The organism is Halomicrobium sp. HM KBTZ05, assembly GCF_041530035.1.
In the GTDB taxonomy this organism is placed as follows: domain Archaea; phylum Halobacteriota; class Halobacteria; order Halobacteriales; family Haloarculaceae; genus Halomicrobium.
Genome location: NZ_CP168057.1, coordinates 2,095,465 through 2,113,510, shown reverse-complemented (window position 1 = coordinate 2,113,510; position 18,046 = coordinate 2,095,465). Strand labels below are relative to the sequence as shown.

22 protein-coding genes and 1 tRNA gene are annotated in these 18,046 nt (G+C 67.0%); 12 read left to right on the top strand and 11 right to left on the bottom strand.

Annotation, left to right across the window (positions count from 1 at the left end):
- The first annotated feature begins 18 nt into the window (after positions 1-18).
- The 3 genes from ACAH01_RS11015 (at position 19) to ACAH01_RS11005 (ending at position 2,698) form a co-directional block, all read left to right on the top strand.
- Positions 19-1,020, top strand: a complete 1,002-nt coding sequence (locus ACAH01_RS11015) for a class I SAM-dependent methyltransferase family protein (RefSeq protein ID WP_372479204.1) — start codon at positions 19-21, stop codon at positions 1,018-1,020.
- A gap of 75 nt (positions 1,021-1,095) precedes the next feature.
- Positions 1,096-1,169 (top strand) — tRNA-Thr (locus tag ACAH01_RS11010).
- Positions 1,170-1,492: 323 nt separating this feature from the next.
- Positions 1,493-2,698, top strand: a complete 1,206-nt coding sequence (locus tag ACAH01_RS11005; RefSeq protein ID WP_153553101.1) for an NAD(P)/FAD-dependent oxidoreductase — start codon at positions 1,493-1,495, stop codon at positions 2,696-2,698.
- A gap of 19 nt (positions 2,699-2,717) precedes the next feature.
- Here ACAH01_RS11005 and ACAH01_RS11000 read toward each other — a convergent pair whose 3' ends face one another.
- From ACAH01_RS11000 to ACAH01_RS10990, 3 genes are all read right to left on the bottom strand, one after another.
- Positions 2,718-3,356: a hypothetical protein gene (locus ACAH01_RS11000; RefSeq protein ID WP_372479203.1), complete on the bottom strand. Its 639-nt coding sequence runs from the start codon at positions 3,354-3,356 to the stop codon at positions 2,718-2,720.
- A 107-nt stretch (positions 3,357-3,463) separates the two neighbouring features.
- Positions 3,464-3,706 carry a flagella cluster protein gene (locus tag ACAH01_RS10995; RefSeq protein ID WP_372479202.1) on the bottom strand — a complete coding sequence of 81 codons (243 nt, stop codon included), beginning with the start codon at positions 3,704-3,706 and terminating at the stop codon, positions 3,464-3,466.
- Between the two features lie 41 nt (positions 3,707-3,747).
- Positions 3,748-4,620: a heme-copper oxidase subunit III gene (locus tag ACAH01_RS10990; protein ID WP_170093983.1), complete on the bottom strand. Its 873-nt coding sequence runs from the start codon at positions 4,618-4,620 to the stop codon at positions 3,748-3,750.
- Between the two features lie 119 nt (positions 4,621-4,739).
- On the opposite strand from ACAH01_RS10990, the gene ACAH01_RS10985 reads away from it, so the two are divergent.
- The 3 genes from ACAH01_RS10985 to ACAH01_RS10975 are packed head-to-tail and all read left to right on the top strand — an operon-like array spanning position 4,740 to position 6,700.
- A complete protein-coding gene (locus ACAH01_RS10985) occupies positions 4,740-6,104 on the top strand; it encodes a hypothetical protein (RefSeq protein ID WP_372479200.1) in 1,365 nt (454 codons plus the stop codon).
- Positions 6,101-6,358 (top strand): C2H2-type zinc finger protein, encoded by a 258-nt coding sequence (locus tag ACAH01_RS10980; RefSeq protein ID WP_208628154.1) that lies wholly within the window; start codon positions 6,101-6,103, stop codon positions 6,356-6,358. Before ACAH01_RS10985 ends, ACAH01_RS10980 begins: the two co-directional genes overlap by 4 nt.
- Positions 6,359-6,415: 57 nt before the next feature.
- On the top strand, positions 6,416-6,700 hold the full coding sequence (locus tag ACAH01_RS10975; RefSeq protein WP_015762916.1) for a DNA-directed RNA polymerase subunit L: 285 nt from the start codon (positions 6,416-6,418) through the stop codon (positions 6,698-6,700).
- A 22-nt stretch (positions 6,701-6,722) separates the two neighbouring features.
- Here ACAH01_RS10975 and ACAH01_RS10970 read toward each other — a convergent pair whose 3' ends face one another.
- Both ACAH01_RS10970 and hisF read right to left on the bottom strand, forming a co-directional pair.
- Positions 6,723-7,547, bottom strand: coding sequence for a hypothetical protein (locus tag ACAH01_RS10970; RefSeq protein ID WP_372479199.1), 825 nt, complete (start codon positions 7,545-7,547; stop codon positions 6,723-6,725).
- A gap of 77 nt (positions 7,548-7,624) precedes the next feature.
- Entirely contained in the window at positions 7,625-8,440 is an 816-nt protein-coding gene (gene hisF / locus ACAH01_RS10965; protein WP_153553108.1) for an imidazole glycerol phosphate synthase subunit HisF, read from the bottom strand.
- Positions 8,441-8,543: 103 nt separating this feature from the next.
- Here hisF and ACAH01_RS10960 point away from each other — a divergent pair, with 103 nt between their 5' ends.
- Positions 8,544-8,738, top strand: coding sequence for a hypothetical protein (locus ACAH01_RS10960; RefSeq protein WP_372479198.1), 195 nt, complete (start codon positions 8,544-8,546; stop codon positions 8,736-8,738).
- Positions 8,739-8,919: 181 nt separating this feature from the next.
- Here ACAH01_RS10960 and purL read toward each other — a convergent pair whose 3' ends face one another.
- A complete protein-coding gene (purL, locus tag ACAH01_RS10955) occupies positions 8,920-11,106 on the bottom strand; it encodes a phosphoribosylformylglycinamidine synthase subunit PurL (protein ID WP_372479197.1) in 2,187 nt (728 codons plus the stop codon).
- A 163-nt stretch (positions 11,107-11,269) separates the two neighbouring features.
- Here purL and ACAH01_RS10950 point away from each other — a divergent pair, with 163 nt between their 5' ends.
- Together ACAH01_RS10950 and ACAH01_RS10945 are read left to right on the top strand one after the other, a co-directional pair.
- The gene (locus tag ACAH01_RS10950) at positions 11,270-12,430 is read left to right on the top strand and encodes a multicopper oxidase domain-containing protein (RefSeq protein ID WP_372479195.1); all 1,161 of its coding nucleotides are present in this window, start codon (positions 11,270-11,272) and stop codon (positions 12,428-12,430) included.
- 162 nt (positions 12,431-12,592) lie between these two features.
- On the top strand, positions 12,593-13,504 hold the full coding sequence (locus ACAH01_RS10945) for a DUF4097 family beta strand repeat-containing protein (protein WP_372479194.1): 912 nt from the start codon (positions 12,593-12,595) through the stop codon (positions 13,502-13,504).
- 23 nt (positions 13,505-13,527) lie between these two features.
- Here the strand turns inward: ACAH01_RS10945 and ACAH01_RS10940 are convergent, their stop codons facing one another.
- The 3 genes from ACAH01_RS10940 to ACAH01_RS10930 form a co-directional block, all read right to left on the bottom strand.
- Positions 13,528-13,833 (bottom strand): hypothetical protein, encoded by a 306-nt coding sequence (locus tag ACAH01_RS10940; RefSeq protein WP_208628149.1) that lies wholly within the window; start codon positions 13,831-13,833, stop codon positions 13,528-13,530.
- A 55-nt stretch (positions 13,834-13,888) separates the two neighbouring features.
- Positions 13,889-15,682, bottom strand: coding sequence for a cbb3-type cytochrome c oxidase subunit I (locus tag ACAH01_RS10935; RefSeq protein WP_372479193.1), 1,794 nt, complete (start codon positions 15,680-15,682; stop codon positions 13,889-13,891).
- A 94-nt stretch (positions 15,683-15,776) separates the two neighbouring features.
- Positions 15,777-16,349, bottom strand: a complete 573-nt coding sequence (locus ACAH01_RS10930; RefSeq protein WP_372479192.1) for a hypothetical protein — start codon at positions 16,347-16,349, stop codon at positions 15,777-15,779.
- A gap of 88 nt (positions 16,350-16,437) precedes the next feature.
- On the opposite strand from ACAH01_RS10930, the gene ACAH01_RS10925 reads away from it, so the two are divergent.
- The 3 genes from ACAH01_RS10925 to ACAH01_RS10915 all read left to right on the top strand — a co-directional run bounded on the left by ACAH01_RS10925 (position 16,438) and on the right by ACAH01_RS10915 (position 17,412).
- Complete coding sequence (locus ACAH01_RS10925) at positions 16,438-16,812, top strand: cupin domain-containing protein (RefSeq protein WP_346775241.1); 375 nt, start codon at positions 16,438-16,440, stop codon at positions 16,810-16,812.
- A 67-nt stretch (positions 16,813-16,879) separates the two neighbouring features.
- Positions 16,880-17,113, top strand: coding sequence for a DUF2249 domain-containing protein (locus ACAH01_RS10920; protein ID WP_015762928.1), 234 nt, complete (start codon positions 16,880-16,882; stop codon positions 17,111-17,113).
- Positions 17,110-17,412 (top strand): cupin domain-containing protein, encoded by a 303-nt coding sequence (locus ACAH01_RS10915; protein WP_153553116.1) that lies wholly within the window; start codon positions 17,110-17,112, stop codon positions 17,410-17,412. The genes ACAH01_RS10920 and ACAH01_RS10915 overlap by 4 nt, the downstream gene beginning before the upstream one ends.
- A gap of 53 nt (positions 17,413-17,465) precedes the next feature.
- Here the strand turns inward: ACAH01_RS10915 and ACAH01_RS10910 are convergent, their stop codons facing one another.
- Both ACAH01_RS10910 and ACAH01_RS10905 read right to left on the bottom strand, forming a co-directional pair.
- Positions 17,466-17,786, bottom strand: a complete 321-nt coding sequence (locus ACAH01_RS10910; protein WP_153553117.1) for a hypothetical protein — start codon at positions 17,784-17,786, stop codon at positions 17,466-17,468.
- The gene (locus ACAH01_RS10905) at positions 17,783-18,043 is read right to left on the bottom strand and encodes a DUF2249 domain-containing protein (protein ID WP_170093994.1); all 261 of its coding nucleotides are present in this window, start codon (positions 18,041-18,043) and stop codon (positions 17,783-17,785) included. The genes ACAH01_RS10910 and ACAH01_RS10905 overlap by 4 nt, the downstream gene beginning before the upstream one ends.
- Positions 18,044-18,046 lie beyond the last annotated feature (3 nt).

Below are 18,046 nucleotides of genomic sequence, written 5' to 3'. Positions count from 1 at the left end.
CGGGTGGCCAGTGGCGGTATGGGCGTTCCCTGCGTGCGTGTCGACCGCGAAGCCGGCGAGGAGAGCCGACAGCGCCTCGCGGACGCCGGTCTGGTCGCAGAGGGCTACGACATCGTGGTCGACGAGGCGACGATCTACATCCCGGTCACGGACCCGACGGCGGTCCCGGACGAGTTCGACGTGGTCGAGTACGACGCGCCGGTCCGCGAGTCCCAGACGATGCCGGCCGACCGGCTCGACTTCGAGCCCAGTTACGAGCGGATCGGCGAAGTGATCGTCGTCGACGAGGACGACCCGGAGCGTGCGCGAGTGATCGCCGACGCGATCGTCGCGTCCGACCTCCCGGTCCGGACCGTCCTCAACCGCGCTTCGAAGGTCAAAGGAGAGACTCGCGTCCGTGACTGGGACGTACTGGCCCAGCCCGACGACGAGCCGGATCGGCCGGCCACCGAGGTGGTCCACCGCGAGTACGGCTGTGAGTTCCTGGTGGACCTCGACGCGGTGTACTTCTCCCCTCGTCTGGCGACCGAGCGCCACCGCGTCGTCGAGCAGGTGGGCACGGACGAGCGTGCGCTCGACATGTTCGCTGGCGTCGGTCCCTTCGTGGTTCCTTTCGCACAGCGCGGTGCGACGGCCGTCGGCGTCGACGTCAACCCGACCGCGATCGAGTACCTCCGCGAGAACGCCCGGCGCAACGGCGTCGCCGACCGCGTGACCGCTATCGAAGGCGACGTACGGGCGGTCGCTCCCGACTACGAGGACTGGGCCGACCGGCTGGTCATGAACCTCCCACACAGCGCCGACGAGTTCCTCGACGCCGCCGAGACGATCGCCAGCAGCGACTGCGTGCTCCACTACTACGACATCCAGCACGAAGACGATCCCTACGGGCCGGGCGAGCGGGCGATCCGGGCTGCGTTCGAACCCGACTACGACGTGACCGTCGAGACCCGCCACACGGTCCGCTCTTATGCCCCCCACGAGCACAACGTCGTACTGGACGTTCGGCTCTCCCGGTAACCGTGTCCCAGTGTCCCATAATCGCCCGACTTCGGAACCCTTATGATCGTCTTGGGCATCGTACCGTATGCCCGCGCCGGTGTAGCTCAGACTGGCAGAGCGAATCCTTCGTAAGGATTAGGCCGAGGGTTCAAATCCCTCCACCGGCTTTCTGCGAGGAACGACGGTGACGAGCGACAGCCAACGTGGGATTTGAACGAGCGAAGTCGCAGCGCGAGCGCAGCGAACGATCGTCTTCACATGGTTCACGATCTCTCCACCGGCTTTCTACGAGAAACGTTGCTGACGAGCGGTCCATAGCGGCGGTCCCATTCTGGAGCGAGCTAATCTGTCGCGGTGCAGGGCTCCAGCTCGGCCGCTCGCTTCGAGCGGCAGAGACTCCTCGTCGTGGCGCGCTCTCTGTCACGCTCGGCCTCGCCACTGGCACTCGACCGCAACCTACTACCCGATTTGTGCCCCAGTGTAAGCCGAGATGGAGTCGTACGATATCGTCGTCGCAGGCGGTGGGCCGGCGGGGTTGCAGTTCGCCCGGTCGGTCGTCGGGCGGTCGGACCACTCGGTCGCAGTGCTCGAAGCAAACGACGAGCTGGCGGACAACGACAAGTCGACCGGTGGGACCTTCCACCAGGTCGTCGAGGGCTTTGGCGTGCCCGACGACGTCGTGATGTCCGAGTCGGCCACGGTCCAGTTCGAAGGGCCAAGTGCCCGGGCGACCCTCGACATCCCCAATTACGTGCTCGATTTCCCGGCGTTCCTCGAATTTCTCGGCGCGGACGCGGCCGCCGACGGGGCCGACATCCACACGGGAGTTCGCGTTCGGGAACCGATCGTCGAGGGTGGCACCGTCGTCGGCGTCCGTGGGACCCGCGACGGTGAGTCGGTGACCTACCGGGCGGATCTGGTCGTCGACGCGACGGGACCGGCGGGGACACTGACGACCCGACTGGACATGTGGGACCGCGAGGCGGCCCAGCGCGGGATCGGCAAGGAGTACGAGGTGACCGGCCGGTACGACCTGTCGTCGATGCTGTTCCGGTTCGACCACGAGTACGCGCCGGGCGGGTACGCGTGGGTGTTTCCGGGCGGTGACGACGTGTTCAAAGTCGGCGTCTGCTGGATCGACGACTTCTACGCGCGTCACAGTCCGCCAGACGACGGGGCGATCGACGACTACGTCGAGCGGTGGGCTCGCAACGACCCCCGGTGGGAGGTCGACGACGTACGGGCCGTCCACGCCGGGCAGGCGATCTCCGACAACTCGATCAACCGCCGTGCGACGGACGGGCTGGTCGCCGTGGGCGACAGCGTCTCCAGCATCAACCCCCTCTTTGGCGAGGGAATCCGGTCCGGGATGGAGTCGGCCGAGATGGCGGCCGAGGTCGCGACGCGAGCCCTCACCGCCGGTGACGTGTCCCGGTCGTTCCTGTCGGCCTACGAGCGCCGCTGGAACCGCGAGAAGGGGTCGAACTGGAAGCGCCAGCGCATCGCCGGGGAGTTGCTCTACGACTTCGACGCGGCCCAGCAGAACAGGTTCGTCGCCAACAGCGGCCGTCTCTCGGACGCACAGCTCGATCGCCTCCAGCGGTACGAGCTGACGCTGCCGGATCTGCTCTCGTTGTACCCGTTCCGGCTCGACGACGTTCGGAAAGCGCCGACGCTGCTGCGACACCTGTGGTGAGTGTCGCGGTCGACAGCCGTCAGGTTCGGCGTGCGAGGAGTCCCACCACGAGAGCGACGGCCACGAGCGTCCCGACGACACCGACGCCGGGGCCGGAGCCGGAGTCGGGGACCGGGCTCTGTGCGCGGATCGGCGATTCGATCGCCTCGTCGCTGTCGTAGCGCCACGTCGCCGTCGCACCCTCGACGGTGTCGGCGTTACTGTCGGTGACGTTCGTCGGCATCGTGACCGTGTAGGTCAGCGCGTAGCCATTCTGAGAACCCAGCTGGCCGCTGTTCTGGACGAACGAGCGATCGACGAAGGTGACGTTGCCCTCCTCGACGGTCGTCTCGACGCCGCTGCTCGGTCCGGGATTCCACGACGACAGCCGCAGATCGACCGTCACGTTGCCGTCGTCGGTGAGGCTCTGGTTGTACGACACCGACTCCGCGCGGCTCTCGTTGACCCCACGGAGCAGGTACCGCTCGACCGAGCCGTACCCCTCGTCTTCGGCCGTCGACTGGAGGCGATCGTAGGTCGAGGGGGGCATCTCGATCGTCGTCTCGTAGGACTCGACCGTGCCGTCGCCGTCGACGGTCGCGTCGACGGCCACGTCGGCACAGCCACTCAACACCAGGAGGACACCGACTGCGAGTGTCGCGAGCGATCTTCGATCCATGCTGTCGCCTCCGTGCCTCCCGGTAAATGCTTTCTCCAATACCGTGACCGTTTGTCCCCGTTCTCTCTGGAGTCGTCGTCAGCTGGACGGCCGGGTAGTCGACAGTCTCAGTGAGTCAGCAGGAGGAGTCGCTCGTCGGTCCGGACGAGACAGATCGGGCTGTCGGGGTTGCCGAAGGTGTTCTCGCGACGCCGGGAGACGAACAGCTTCTCGAAGGCCTTTCCACAGGCCGGGCAGGCAAATTCCGCACGGTTTTCGAGGGCCATCGTCTCGCGGTCCTCCTTGAGCAGCTTGAGGCCGTGACGATAGTCGTGGACGTCGAAGCCGTCGCTCACGTCGAGTTCGTCCATACGAGTAGCTGGTGAGAACCCGGCTTGAAACTACCGGCGGCTCAGATCGACAGCTCTGCGCCCACGTACAGCACGACGACGAGGAAGATCCAGACCACGTCGACGAAGTGCCAGTACATCGAGGCCGTCGAGACCGAGGTGTGTCGTTCTGCGGAGTACTGACCGTAAATCGCCCGGACGAAGACGATGCCCAGCAGGACGGCACCCATCGTGACGTGGAGTCCGTGCAGTCCAGTCAGCCCGTAGAACGCGGAGGCGTAGGCACCTTCGGCGATGGTGAAGCCTTCGCCGACGATGAACTCGTAGTACTCGTAGGCCTGTCCGCCGATGAAGATCACGCCCAGCAGCAGCGTCAGCCCGAGCCATCGGACGAAGCTCTGTCGGTCACCGTCAAGGAGCTTGACGTGTGCGTAGTGCAGCGTCAGGGAACTGATCACGAGGATGATCGTGTTGGCGATGACGAGGTTGCCGAACACGTTTCCGCCGTGAGGGAGCAGCTCGGCCGACCACACGTTCGCGCCGCGAACGAAGAAGTAGTAGACGAAGCCGGCACCGAAGGTGGCGACCTCGCTGCCGAGGAACAGCAGCATCGCGAACCGGAGGGTTCCACCGGAGTGGTGATCCGTCCCGCGTTCCCAGAAGTTGGCGACGAACGCGTGGTAGAGCCAGCCATAGAGGCCGGCCAGGAAGATCCCGACGGTGGCGACGGTCGTCCCGGCGGCGATCAGCTCGGAGACGACGGGATTCTCTGCCTGTGAGAGGACGAACAGGCCGGCAGCGACGTAGATGCCGGCAGCGCCGATGGCAGTGATGAAGGGCCACCAGCTGGCCTCCCCGAACCCGCGGGGCCAGTCCTCGACGGCGGGGAGATGGTGGTCCCCGTGCTCCTCTGACGTGTCTTCGGCTACGGTCATACGCGCTTCTTGCGAGTGGATCATCAAAAGCGCTTCCAACTCCGTGCGCTTCGTCCGCGTGGCTGGCCGGTCGGGCGCGAACCGATGCCTTCTCCCTCGCCGAGCCGAACAGTCGAGTAATGCTTCGGCGTCGCGCAGTCGCAGTCGTCGCGCTGGCGGTGCTGGCGGTCGGTCGTGCCACCGCTCACGGGGGCAGCCTGGCCCAGGACATCCGCGAACCGCTGACGATTCCGACGTGGTTGTTCCTCTCGACGGGCGGGGCGGCGGTCGGCGCTTCGTTCCTGCTTGCCAGCTTCGTCACGGACCGGGAACTGATCGACGCGATCCACGACTGGCGTCGCGGCGCAGGCGTTCCGGGCCGGCGCGTCGCGGTCGGCCTGCTGCGGGCGGCGGGGATCGCTGGCGTCGTGCTCGTCGTCGTCGTCGGCTACTTCGGGCCGACGGACGCCCGCTCGAACGCCGCGATCTTGCTGGTCTGGGTCGGCTGGTGGGCTGGGCTGTCGATGAGCGCGTACCTGCTGGGTAACAGCTGGAGCGTGCTCAATCCGTGGCGGACCGTCGCCGAGCTGGTGCCCGCGCTGGACCTGCGGTATCCCGACCGGCTCGGTGCGTGGCCCAGCGTCGTCGGGCTCCTGGCGCTCGTCTACCTGGAGGTCGTCAGTCCGCTGGCCGAGAACGCGTCGCTGCTCGCGACCACTGTGGTGGCGTACTCTGCGGTGACACTCGTCGGCGCGGTGGCGTTCAGTCCGGAGACGTGGTTCGGAAAAGTCGACCCGCCGGCTCGCGTGTTCCGCTACTACGGTCGCGTCGCTCCGCTCTCGTCCGACGGCGACGGGCTGACGCTGCGCCTTCCGGGGACGGCGCTGTCCGAGCGGCGACTGGTCGACGGCCGCGACGAGGTCGCCTTCGTCCTCGCCTTGCTGTGGGTGACGACCTTCGACGGGTTCGTCTCGACGCCCGCCTGGCGCGGGCTCGCGGGGCCGTTCGTCGGGCTCGGGATCCCGCCGCTGGGCGTCTACCTGCTCGCCCTCCTGCTTGGCTTCGGGCTGTTCTGGAGTCTCTACGTGCTCGCGGCCAGGCTCTCGCGGTCGACGGCCGAGACCTTCCTGACGCCCGCCGCGCTGGCCGCCCGGTTCGCGCCGCCGCTGCTGGCGATCGTCGCCGGCTACCACTTCGCTCACTACCTCGACTACTTCCTCGGGCTCGCGCCGGCACTGGGCCAGACGCTGGCTGCGCCGCTGACGGCCCGGAGCACGGTGCTCGTGCTCTCGATGCCGGGGTGGTTCGGCGGCGTCGCGATGGCCAGCATCATCGTCGGCCACCTGCTGGCGATCTGGGTGGCCCACGCCGCGGCCTACGACCTGTTTCCCGGACGCCTCCAGGCGATTCGGTCGCAGTATCCGTTCATCGCCGTCATGGTCGTCTACACCATGACGAGCCTCTGGGTCATCTCCCAGCCAGATATTCCACTCCCCTACCTATGAACGAGGACTACCACGTTCCCACGTCGGCTCCGCTGTACGAGTGTGAGTACTGCGGTCGTCCCTTCGCCCGCGAGCGGTTCCGGGCGCTCCATCGTGGGCTCGAACACGCCAGCGAACTGGACGACGAGGAGGTCGAGCGGTTCCGCGACGCCTACCGCGAGGAAGAGGAGGCAATCGGCATGTTCCGACTGAAGGCACTGGCGGCGCTGGTGGTCGTGTACTTCGGCCTGCTGATGATCTACGCCGTCGTGTGAGGGCACTCGAAACCGCGAAGCGAAGCTTTCATGCGCCCGAACGGAATACGGACGGGCATGGATCTGCGCGTCATCGAGAAAGAAGAGACGATGCTCTCGATCGAGATTGCCGGCGAGGACCACACGTTCATGAACGTCCTGAAGGGGGCGCTACTGGAGACCGACGGCGTCACGGCGGCGACCTACGACATGAACCCCGAACAGTCCGGCGGCCAGACCGACCCCGTGCTGACCGTCAAGACCGACGTCGACGTGAACGCGCTCGACGCTCTCGAAGCCGGTGCGGACCGCGTCATGGAGAAAGCAGACGACTTCGAGGCGGCCTTCGACGCCGCGGCCTGACGTTCGGGACTCTCTTCTGTTGTTAGCAGACCGCCACAGTGACGAACACGCGGTCGTTCGGCGCGACGTGGACGTCCACGCCGATCCGCGTCTGTGACTCGACGAGTGCGTCGGAGCGATCCTCCCAGCCGTCCAGCAGCGTCCCGGCCAGCGACGCCTCGCTGTCGAAGTCTTCGACTGGTCCCGTCGAGAACACGGTGTAGCGGTCGACGACCGGGTTCTCACAGTACTCTCTCACCCGAAGCATCTCTTCCCTGGAGAGTGCCGGTCCGTCGCCGGTCGCGTTCTGGACGGTGCGCTTGTTGACGTAGGCGGCGTACCACGCCAGGTCGGAGTCGTTGGTCACGGCACCGACCCCCTCGGACTCGCGGCGGTCGGTGAGTTCCTCGACGTAGGCGGCTTCGACGTCTGCGATCGAGAGGTCGCCGACCTGATCCCCCGCGCCGGCCACGTCCTCGGGCACCGGTGGCCGTCCCATCCCCGGCAACGTGACGACGCCCGCGTACGCGAGAACGAGCGTGATCCCCAGGACGGCGGCGATGGCGTAACCGGCGACGTACCGGGGTTCGAGCACGTCGCGGTACGAGGTGCCGCCGAGTTCGTCGAGGTCGTCCCAGTCGGGCTGGCGCTGTTCTAACTCGACGTTGCCACAGCGCTTGCACGGCGGGGAGTTTTTGGTGTGTTGACGGCCACACTCGGTACAGACCCAGACGGGATCGGTCGGGCCGTCGGTCTCGGCCGGTGGGACCTGTTCGACGGCTCGCTCGAACTTGTTGTGGCCGCAGTTGTCACACGGCGGATCGTTCTCTTCGTGGGGTTTGCCACACCAGGTACACCGCCACTCCATTATCGGATAGTCGGGGAGTGGGGCGCAAAAGGGTAGCGGTCCCGGGGGTGGGGCGGTCGAGGCGAACGCTGCGAGGGTTACAGACGCACCGGCACGCCCATCTCGTCGAGGCGCTGCTTGGTCTCTGCGATGGAGTACTCGTCGAAGTGGAAGATCGAGGCCGCGAGCCCGGCGTCGGCACCGGCCTCGGTGAACACCTCGTACATGTCCTCGGGACTGCCACAGCCCGAGGAGGCGATCACCGGCGTGGAGACGGCGTCACAGACGGCGCTGGTCAGCGGGATGTCGTAGCCGTCCTTGGTGCCGTCGGCGTCGATCGAGTTGACGAACAGCTCCCCTGCGCCGCGGTCCTCGGCCTCGGTGGCCCACTCGACCACGTCGAGGCCGGTGCCTTCGCGGCCGCCCTTGACGGTACACTCGAACCAGCAGGACTCGCCGTCGACGTCCGCGTAGTGTTCGCCCTGCTCGTCGAATCGTCGCCGCGCGTCGACCGAGATGACGATACACTGGCTACCAAACGCCGCCGCGCCTTCCCCGATCAACTCTGGCCGCTCGATTGCACCGGAGTTGATCGAGACCTTGTCCGCGCCGGCCCGCAGCGTCTCTTTGATGTCTTCGCGGGTGCGGATTCCGCCGCCGACGGTCAGGGGGATGAACACCTCGTCTGCGACCTGCGAGACCGTGTCGAGCATCGTCTCGCGCCCCTCTGCGCTGGCGGTGATGTCGAGAAAGACGAACTCGTCGGCCCCCGACTCGTTGTACTTCTTGGCCATCTCGACGGGATCGCCGGTGTAAGCCAGGTCCTCGAAGTTGACGCCCGTGTACACCGCGGCGTTGCCGTCCTCGTCGAGGTCCACGTCGATACAGGGGATGATCCGCTTCGTGAGAGTCATTTACTACCTGTCCGTTCGTCGCTCCGGGCTTTGTCGGTTTCGGCTGGCGCAGCCGGGACGAGATTCCGACAGGAATAGGTACCACCGCGGGGAACGACCTGACATGAGCGACGACCACGGGCACGACGAGGACCGTCCAGACTACGACCCAGCACACGTCGAACTGCCATCGCGCGAACCGCCGCTTCGCGAGACCGCACCCCAGAGTGACTTCACGATGGGACAGGTCGCCCGCGGGGGCGCGGTCGCCGCCGTCGGACTACTCCTGATCTTCGGACTGGCGCTCGTCCTGGTCTGAGACTGTCGCCGTCACTGCTTGCGATCACCAGCAACAGAAGAGAGCGTGTGCGCCCGCCGTCGACGAATGGGGGCGTCCAGCGGACAGCCGACGACGGCGTCATACGACTCATTGTAGCGGTTCACCGCTGACCGTCTCCGCCGCGGTGCCGATCGTCGGGAAGCATCTACGATAAACCGTATCAGGCCAGTTCGTCGGCGATGATCGACCGAAGGTCGGCGATCGCCTCGGCGTCGTAGCGCAGCGACTCGCCGCCGATCGTCAGATCCAGCCGTCCGCTGTCGTCCGCGGAACCCAGCTCGTAGACTGGTGCGACACCGTCGAAGGCCTCGCGTACCGCGCGGGCGTCCGTCGTCTCGATCACGACGCGTCCCGGCTGTTCGCCGAACAGCAACTCGACTCCAGTGCCCTTGTTCGTGGCGTCGATCTCGACGCTCGCGCCCCCATCCTCGTGGACCATCTCTGCCAGTCCGACGGCGAGGCCGCCGTGGCTCAGGTCGTGGGTCGCGAGCGTCGCCGCGTCGTCGGCTACGTCGGCGAGCGTGTCGACGAATGCGTCGGGGTGGTCCAGCAGCGTCGGGAATCGGTCGCTCCCGCCGAACTGCCCGAGATACTCCGAGCCGCCGAGACGTGGCTCCGCGTCGCCCTCTAGTGCCCGCGCTCCCACGAGCAGGAGGTCGCCCTCGCCCGACAGCGACAGCGGCGGCGCGTCGTACCCGTCCTTGGTGCCGACCATCGCCAGCGTCGGCGTCGGCGGGATCGGACCGCTGACGGAGTCGTTGTACAGCGAGACGTTGCCGCCGACGACCGGCACGTCGAGCGTCGAGCACATGTCGGCGAGCCCGTCGACGATCCCCTTGAACGCGCCGTACACGTCGGGCTTCTCGGGGTTGCCGCCGTTGAGACAGTCGACCGCCGCCAGCGGCGTCGTCCCCTTGGCGGCGAGGTTGGTGGCGTTCTCCAGCGCGACGGCGCGTGCGCCCTCGTAGGGTGCCGTGTCCGTCCAGTTGGGGTCTGCACCGGCCGTGTAGGCCAGCCCGACGCCGCTCTCGCTGTCGTCGTCGCTCGCCTCTGCGCCAGCCTCTCGGATGGCAAGTACCGCCGCGTCGTCGCCGGGCGGAGTCGCCGTCCGGACCTGCACCTCGTGGTCGTACTGGCGGTAGATCCAGCGCTTCGAGGCCGTGTTCGGGCTGGCGACGACTGCCTCGAAGGCTTCTTCCAGGGCGACCTCGGGGAGGTCTCGCTCGGGCTGGGTCGGCTCTTCGGCCGGCAGGTCGTTGAACGGCGCGCCCTCGCCGAGGAACTCGGCGTCGCAGTCGACGACCGTCTCGCCCTCGAACGTACAGACGTAGTCGCCCGTGTCGGTGACCTCGCCGATGACGGAGGCACCGAGGTCGAAGCGCTCGGCGATGGCCTTCACGCGGTCGACGTTCTCCGGCGCGACCTCGTAGCACATCCGCTCCTGGCTCTCGGCGAGCAGGTACTCCATGGCGTTCATGTTGGGCTCGCGCTCGTGGACTTCGGTGAGCTCGATCTCCGCGCCCAGCCCGCCCTTCGCGACCAGTTCGGAGCTCGCACCGCCGAGGCCGGCCGCGCCGAGGTCGCGGGCCGACTCGATCAGTCCCTCGTCGATGAGCTGTTCGTTGGCCTCGATCAGCAGCTTCTCGGTGTAGGGGTCGCCGACCTGAACGGCCGGGCGATCCTCCGTCTCGGCGTCCTCTGCGAGGTCCTCGCTGGCGAAGGAGGCCCCGCCGAGACCGTCCCGTCCGGTGGAGTTGCCCACCAGGACGAGCTTGTTGCCCGGCTGCTGGGCCTCGGCGGTGATCATCCGCTCTTCGTCGACCAGGCCGATACAGGAGACGTTGACCAGCGGGTTCCCCTCGTAGTCCTCGTGGAAGGCCGCGCTCCCGGTGACGGTCGGGACGCCGATACAGTTGCCGTAGTGGCTGATCCCCTCGACGACCCCTTCGAGCAGATAGCGGGAGTGTTCGCGGTCGAAGTCGCCGAAGTACAGCGAGTCAGCCAGCGCGATGGGGTAGGCACCCATCGACAGCGTGTCCCGGACGATCCCGCCGACGCCCGTGGCCGCGCCGTCGAACGGGTCGACGTAGGAGGGGTGGTTGTGGCTCTCGATCCCCATCGTGATGTAGGTGCCGTCGCCCCCGGGCAGTGCCACGACGGCGGCGTCGTCGCCCGGACCGACGACGACCTGATCGCCCTCTGAGTCGAACGCGCCCAGCAGCGGTCGTGACGATCGATACGCACAGTGCTCGCTCCAGAGGTTCTCGAAGAGGGCCGCCTCGGCCTGAGTCGGTTCCCGGCCGAGCTCCTCGACCACGAGATCGTGGTCAGCATCGGAGAGGCTCATTACCTCCTCGTGGCTTCCGGCCGGCTAAATCGCTTTCCATGCGCGCCCGACGCGATCCACTCTGTCCACCCATACCGTCGGCCCCTGCATACTCAGGGGGGTTTTCACCTGGTGGGAATCCCCTTGCTCGGCTATAAGGGAGTACTACCTACGCCAAAGTGTAATGACTGATCGCATCGGAGCCCCCGGAACGAGTATGAGTCGCCGAGAGTTCGTCGCTGCAACGGGCCTGAGCGGTTCGCTGGCACTTGCCGGCTGTCAGGCACCCACGTCGTCCTCGAAGGTCTCGACGACGAGCGAGACGGCGACGGAGACCTCGATGGCGAGTCAGTCCGAGTCGCTGCCGACGACCTCGCCCCCGGAGATCGTCAACGTCGACGAGCAGGGCGGCGAGGTCACGATCTCGACCGTCGCCTCGAAGCACATGGTCCACCCCGAGGAGACGATGGGTGGTCCCGTCGAGCTGCCGAAGGTGTGGGCGTTCCAGGCCGACGACGGCGAGCCCAGCGTCCCCGGTCCGATCCTCCGGACGACCGAAGGTGAGGACATGAAGGTGACGCTCGACAACACCGACGCCAACATGCCTCACACGCTGCACTTCCACGGCGTCCGCAAGACCTGGGAGAACGACGGCGTGCCGACGACGACGGGCATCACGGTCAACCCCGGCGAGAAGCACACTTACGAGATTCCGGCCAACGTCCCCGGGACGCACCTCTATCACTGCCACTACCAGACCCAGCGTCACATCGACATGGGGATGTACGGCATCTTCCGCGTCGACCCGAAGGGGTACGAGGAGGCCGACCAGGAGCTGTTCATGACGTTGAAAGACTGGGACTCGACCCTGAACAAGCAGATGGCCGGCATGGACGCCACCTACAGCCCGCGGGACCGCAATCCCGACGTGTTCACGATCAACGGCAAGAGCGCGCCCCGGACGCTCCACCCAGAAGACGGCTCGCCGGTCATCGTCTCGCAGGGTGACACGGTCCGCATCCACCTCACCAACAACGGGTACATGAGCCACCCGATGCACACGCACAACCACCGCTTCCGCGTGGTCGAGAAGGACGGCTCGGAGGTCCCCGAGGCAGCGCAGTACGAACAGGACATCATCAACGTCGCTCCCGCGGAGCGAAAGACCATCGAGTTCGACGCCGACGCCGACCCCGGCATCTACCTCATGCACTGCCACAAGGTCAGCCACGCGATGAACGGCAACACCTACCCCGGCGGGATGGTCGGCGGGATCGTCTACAAGGAGGCGATGGACTCGGACATCTTCGGCGAGCTGATGGACTACGCCGGCTACGAAGGCTAACCGCCGGCCACGTCGGGCATCACGCGGATCGCAGTCTACGTTCGGGCACGCGGCGTCGCTGTCGGTCTGCCGTCTCCAGCCGCTGACACTGTCGGCGGGCACACTTTCGCATTCTGAAGCTGTGGTAGATGGATTATACTGCTAGCACCGGAACCATCGGGTATGGATTGGTCTCACTCGAACTCGGACGACGACTCGAACCCACAGACGTCGACGCGACGCCGCGTTCTCGCCACGGTCACTGTCGGCGCGGCGACGGCGCTCGCGGGCTGTACGATCTCGGGACAATCGGAACGGGACACGACGGACGTGGAGTACAGCGTCGCCGACGTCGACGCGGTGGCCGTCGACGGCGACGACGGCGAGACGACTGTCGAGCCGTGGGACGGCGACGAAGTCCAGATTCAGGCGACGAAGTACGCCATCGGCGGGACGGAGCTGAGCGACGTCCAGGTCACCAGAAACGTCGACGACGGACAGCTCTCGGTCGGCGTGAAAGACACGACGGGGGTCGCGATCGGGACCGTCGGGGGCGGACTCGAATCGCTCACGGTCAAGGTGCCGTCCGGCGTCCGGGTCACCGAACTCACCGTCGACGACGGTGACGCGACGGTCGGCGACGTGGCCGGGGACCTCGCGCTCTCGGTCGACGACGGCACCGCCGAGGTCGGTCCGCTCGACGGGGGCGTCCAGATCGACGGCGACGACGGCGAGATCGAGATCGGCGCAGTCGACAGCGTCGCGGGGACGGTCGACGACGGCGAGATCTCGGTGACCGAAGCGACCACGATCGGCGACGTCGAGGCCGACGACGGGATCATCGACCTCGCCGTCGAGAACGTCGACGGCCCGGCGACCGTCAGGGCCGACGACGGTGACGTGACGCTCCGACTGTCGCCGTCGCTGGATCTCTCGGTCACCGCCCGCAGCGACGACGGGACAGTCACGGTCTCGGACGGTGTCCTCGACGAGGTCGAGACCAGCGAGGACGAGACGCGCGGACGGGTCGGCGAGGGTGGCGACACGCTGACGGTCGCGGTCGACGACGGATCGATCACGCTCCAATCGCTGTAGTGCGCCGGCCACGAAAAGCCGTCTCAGACCACGTAGGACTGCAGTTCACCGCGAGACTGTACGTCGACGAACCGGTAGCGTCGCCCGTCGTCGAGGTCGCCAGCGAAGTCCGGTCCGTCGACGCCGTCCAGCTCGTAGACCTCGTCGGCCCCGCGACAGTCGTGGGCCAGGATCGACTGCTCGACGGGTTCGGGCAGGCTCTCGCCGGGCGGGACCTCGACGACGAACAGCCGGTCGGTGAAGCTCTTTGCCGTCCAGGCGTCCTGGACGCCGTCGCGGTCGGCGATCTCCTCGGCCAGCGCGCGCAGCTGTGTGGCCCGGTCGCTCATACCCAACGGACGGAGCGTGAGAACGAGTGCTCGGTGCCGAAGGTGTTCGCCCGTCTCAGTCGTCGCTGCTCGCTCGCTCTTCCTCGCCACCGTCGGACCGCAGCTCCGGCGAGGCTCCGCTCACTTCGTTCTCGGAGCCGCCGTCGGTCAGCGCGGGCAGTCGCTCGGACGCGAACCACTCGAACTCGCGGGCTCGCATGCCGTCGCGGCCGAGGTCCCACGGGTCGCTGCTGGTCACTCGCGCCCCCTCCATCCAGGAGGTGACGACGTTCCACAGGAAGAGGAGCTGGCCGACGACGAGCAGGACGACGCCAAGCGTCGCGATCTGGTGGAGCAGCGTGAACAGGTCGATCGGACCGACGGCCACGTCGTAGGTGGCGTACCGGCGGGGCATCCCGGCGTAGCCAAGCAGGATCATCGGGAAGAAGGTGATGTTGGTCCCGATCATCGTGAGCCAGAAGTGGGCTTTGGCGAGCGTGCGCTGGTACCAGCGGCCGGTGTAGATGGGGAACCAGTAGTAGATCCCGGCGAACACCGCGAAGGCGATCCCGCCCATGATGACGTAGTGGAAGTGGGCGACGACCTGGTAGGTGTCGTGCAACAGGAGGTCGACGGGGATCGCCGCCTCGAAGACGCCGGTCATCCCGCCGATGACGAAGTTGGCGATGAAGCCGACACAGAAGAGGAACGGTGCGGTCAGCCGCAGGCGGCCGTTCCACATCGTCGCCATCCAGTTGAACGTCTTGACCGCGCTGGGGATCGCGATCGAGATCGTGATCGCCATGAACGCGCCCCGAAGCCGCGGGTCCATCCCGGTCGCGAACATGTGGTGTGCCCAGACGCCAAAGGAGAGGACCCCGAGCGCCAGCGTGGAGTAGACGACGAACTTGAAGCCGAACAGCTTCCGACCGCAGAACTTCGGGAGGATGTAGCTGATCAGTCCCATCGGCGGGAGCACGAGGATGTACACCTCCGGGTGGCCGAAGAACCAGAACAGGTGTTGCCACAGCAGCGTCCCGCCGCCGTCGCCGATCGCGAAGAAGGTCGTCCCCACGTTGCGATCGAGCAGTAGCATCACGAGGGCGCTCCCCAGCAGCGGGAACGCAAAGAGGATCTGGCCGGACTGGACCAGGACGGTCCAGCTGAAGATGTCGAGGTTGGCCCAGTCGATGTCCTCGCCCTGTTCCGTGAAGATGGTCGCGATGAAGTTGATCGCACCCATCGTCGCGGAGACGCCGGTCAGATGCAGCCCCAGAATCATCAGGTCGATCGCGGGACTGGGCTGGTCCAGCGACAGCGGCGTGTACATCGTCCAGGCCGTCTGTGCGGGTGCGATGCCGGGGATGAAGAAACCGGCCCAGATCAGGACCGCCCCGAAGGGCAACAGCCAGAACGCGATCGCGTTGATCCGCGGGAACGCCATGTCGTCGGCCCCGATCAGGATCGGGACGAAGTAGTTCGAGAACGCCGCCAGAATCGGCGTCCCGAACAGGAACAGCATCGTGATCCCGTGACTCGTCAGTAGCGCGTTGTACATCGCCGGTTCGAGGAAGTTCGAGGTCGGGGTGACCAGCTCGAACCGCATCAACACGACCGCCACGCCGCCCCAGGCGAAGGCCAGCACGGCGAAGGTCCCGTAGAGCAGTCCGATGTCTTTGTGGTCGACCGTCGTGAGCCAGCGGGTCAGTCCACCGGGCTTCTCGCCGTGGTGGACCGTCTCGTCGGCCGTCCCGCCGCCGCCGACGGCCGGCGTGTACGAGCGCCAGTTCTCTAGCCTCGTTACGACCGCGGCCGCACCGGCCACCAGTGCGACCATCACCGTTGTCAGGACGAGCTGCGTTGCTGCCATTGCAGGCCGGTTTCGCCGCTCTCCACATCGGCGTTACTCCGAACACGTTCGTGCGGGCCTTGATGGTCGTTCCCACGACTCACCCTCGCGCCACCTAGAACGGGGTGTCGAACCCGCCTTCGTCGGCCACGTCGTCGCCAGCCGTGGCGTCGCCCGCGTCGATATCGGAGGGGATCTCGCCGGTCTCTCGGAACACCGATTCGAGCTCTCGCAGCTTCGCGTTGATGGTCTCGCTCTGGTGGTGCATCGGGTCGACCCGGACCCGCACGAGGTCGTACTCGTGGGACTCGCGACAGCCGTTCCAGGCCCGGAACGCGCCGACGGTCAGCGTGTCGCTCTGTGGACAGAACTCGGTCGTCGGCGTGAACTCGGCCCGGAGGACGCGCTCGCCGTCGGTCTCGGTCTCGCGGGCGTACCGGAATCCCGATTCGGGATGTCGCCGGTCGAGGTTCAGCCGCGCGAGGTTGTAGCCGAAGGTCATGTCGATGACGCCCCGCCGCTCGAAGAGCGTCCGCGTCGCCCGGTGGAAGGCGGCGTGTTCGCGGCCGGTCAACACCGCGCCGTCGAGGAACGGTCCCGGTTCCGGGAGGTGTTCGGGAGCGAACTCGTCGTAGTCGTCGTACTCGGGACCCTCACCGTCGCGAGCGAAGCCGGAGAGGAGGCTCATACGTCAGCGTTGGGCCGCCAGCCCGCTGTGGTTGCTGGCGAACACGTTCGGGCAAACCCAGACCGCCGTCCCGGCCGACGCTTCGGTCGTGACCGCAACGTCGATCGACGCCGAACGACGCTACGACGACGCACAGTTCTCCGCACAGACGATTCACGAGACCGAGCGCCAGAAGGTCGTCCTGGGATACTTCGAGCCGGGACAGTTCATCCCCGTCCACGCGCCCGACAGCGACGTGGCGATCACGGTCGTGTCGGGCTCGGGCGTGATCCGCGACGGCGAGACCGACCACGCGGTCGAGCCCGGGAGCGTCGTCGCCGTGCCCGCAGGAACGGAACGCGGGGTGAAAGCCGACGACGGCGAGCGACTGGCGGCGACGCTCGTCACCGCGCCACCGCCGACCGACGCCGAACACGAGCCGGTGCGTCGGGGCCTCCAGACGGGACAGTTCGATCCGGACTGACACCGTCGCCACGTGCCGAACACGTTCGGCCAAAGTCCCTCCCGATCGTGGCCACTACCGTCGACTGATGCCAGCCGAAACACTCGATCTGCGCGAGGTACCGCCGCCACAGCGCCACCCCATGATCCACGAGGCGTTCCAGACCCTCGACAGCGGCGAGGCCCTGGAGATCGTCAACGACCACGAGCCAAAGCCGCTGTTCTACGAGTTCCAGGCAGAGGTCGAGGCCTTCGACGCGGAGGGGTACTCCTGTGAGGAACGGGACGACGGCAACTACGTCGCACGGCTCCCGAAAGCATGAGCGACACCGAACTGGTCTCGCTGGACGACCTCGACGACGACGGCCGGGCGACGCTGTTCGAGCACGAACCCCACACGGTCCGGCTCAGCCTCGCGGCCGACGAGGGCGTCCCGGCCCACCAGCATCCAGACCGCCAGATCGTCTTTCACCAGCTCTCGGGGGAGCTGGACCTCCACCTCGGCGACGAGGTGGTGTCGCTGACGGCCGGCGACGTGGTCCGGTTCGACGGCGATCAGGACATCTCCCCCCAGGCCCGGACCGACAGCGAGGCGCTGCTGGTCCTCGCGCCCGCGGCCTGACCTCTCGGTTCGATCGTCCCCGGCTTCATCCCCCGTTCTCGCCGCGAACGCACTCACCGACTGCCAGAGAACAGCTCCAGAGCGGCCGCCAGCGTCTCGTCGTCGCCGTCGCTCGCGGCCCGTTCGAGTTGCGCTTCCGGGACCGCCAGGAGCCGCTCGACGAGGCGGTCGCCGAGTCGCTCGACGGCGTCGCGCTCGTGTTCCGACAGCTCCAGCTCCGACAGCGCTCGCTCGACCTGACGGTCACGGACGGACTCGCCGCGCTCTCTGATCCGTTCGATCGCCACGTTCTCTGCCGACCGCGTGGCGTCGCTCGCTCGCTCTCCCTCCGCTTTGCGTGTCCCGCTCTCTGGCTCGGTCACGCAGTCGGTCATGCCTTCCAGATCGTCGTCACGGTCACGTCCTCGCCCTCGACGGTGTCGTAGGCGAAGCCGCGGTCGTCGAGCTTCGGGTACAGGAACTCCGGCGCGCGATCGTTGAACTGGACGACGACCTCGTCGTCGTCGATCTCCGCCAGCGTTTCGAGGGTGTTTTGCAGTGGCTTCGGCGGGCCCAGCGAACGCACGTCGAGTTCGCGGGTCGGTGCGTCGTCGGGTGCGTCGGTCGTCTGCAGGGCCTCGGTCGCGTCCATACA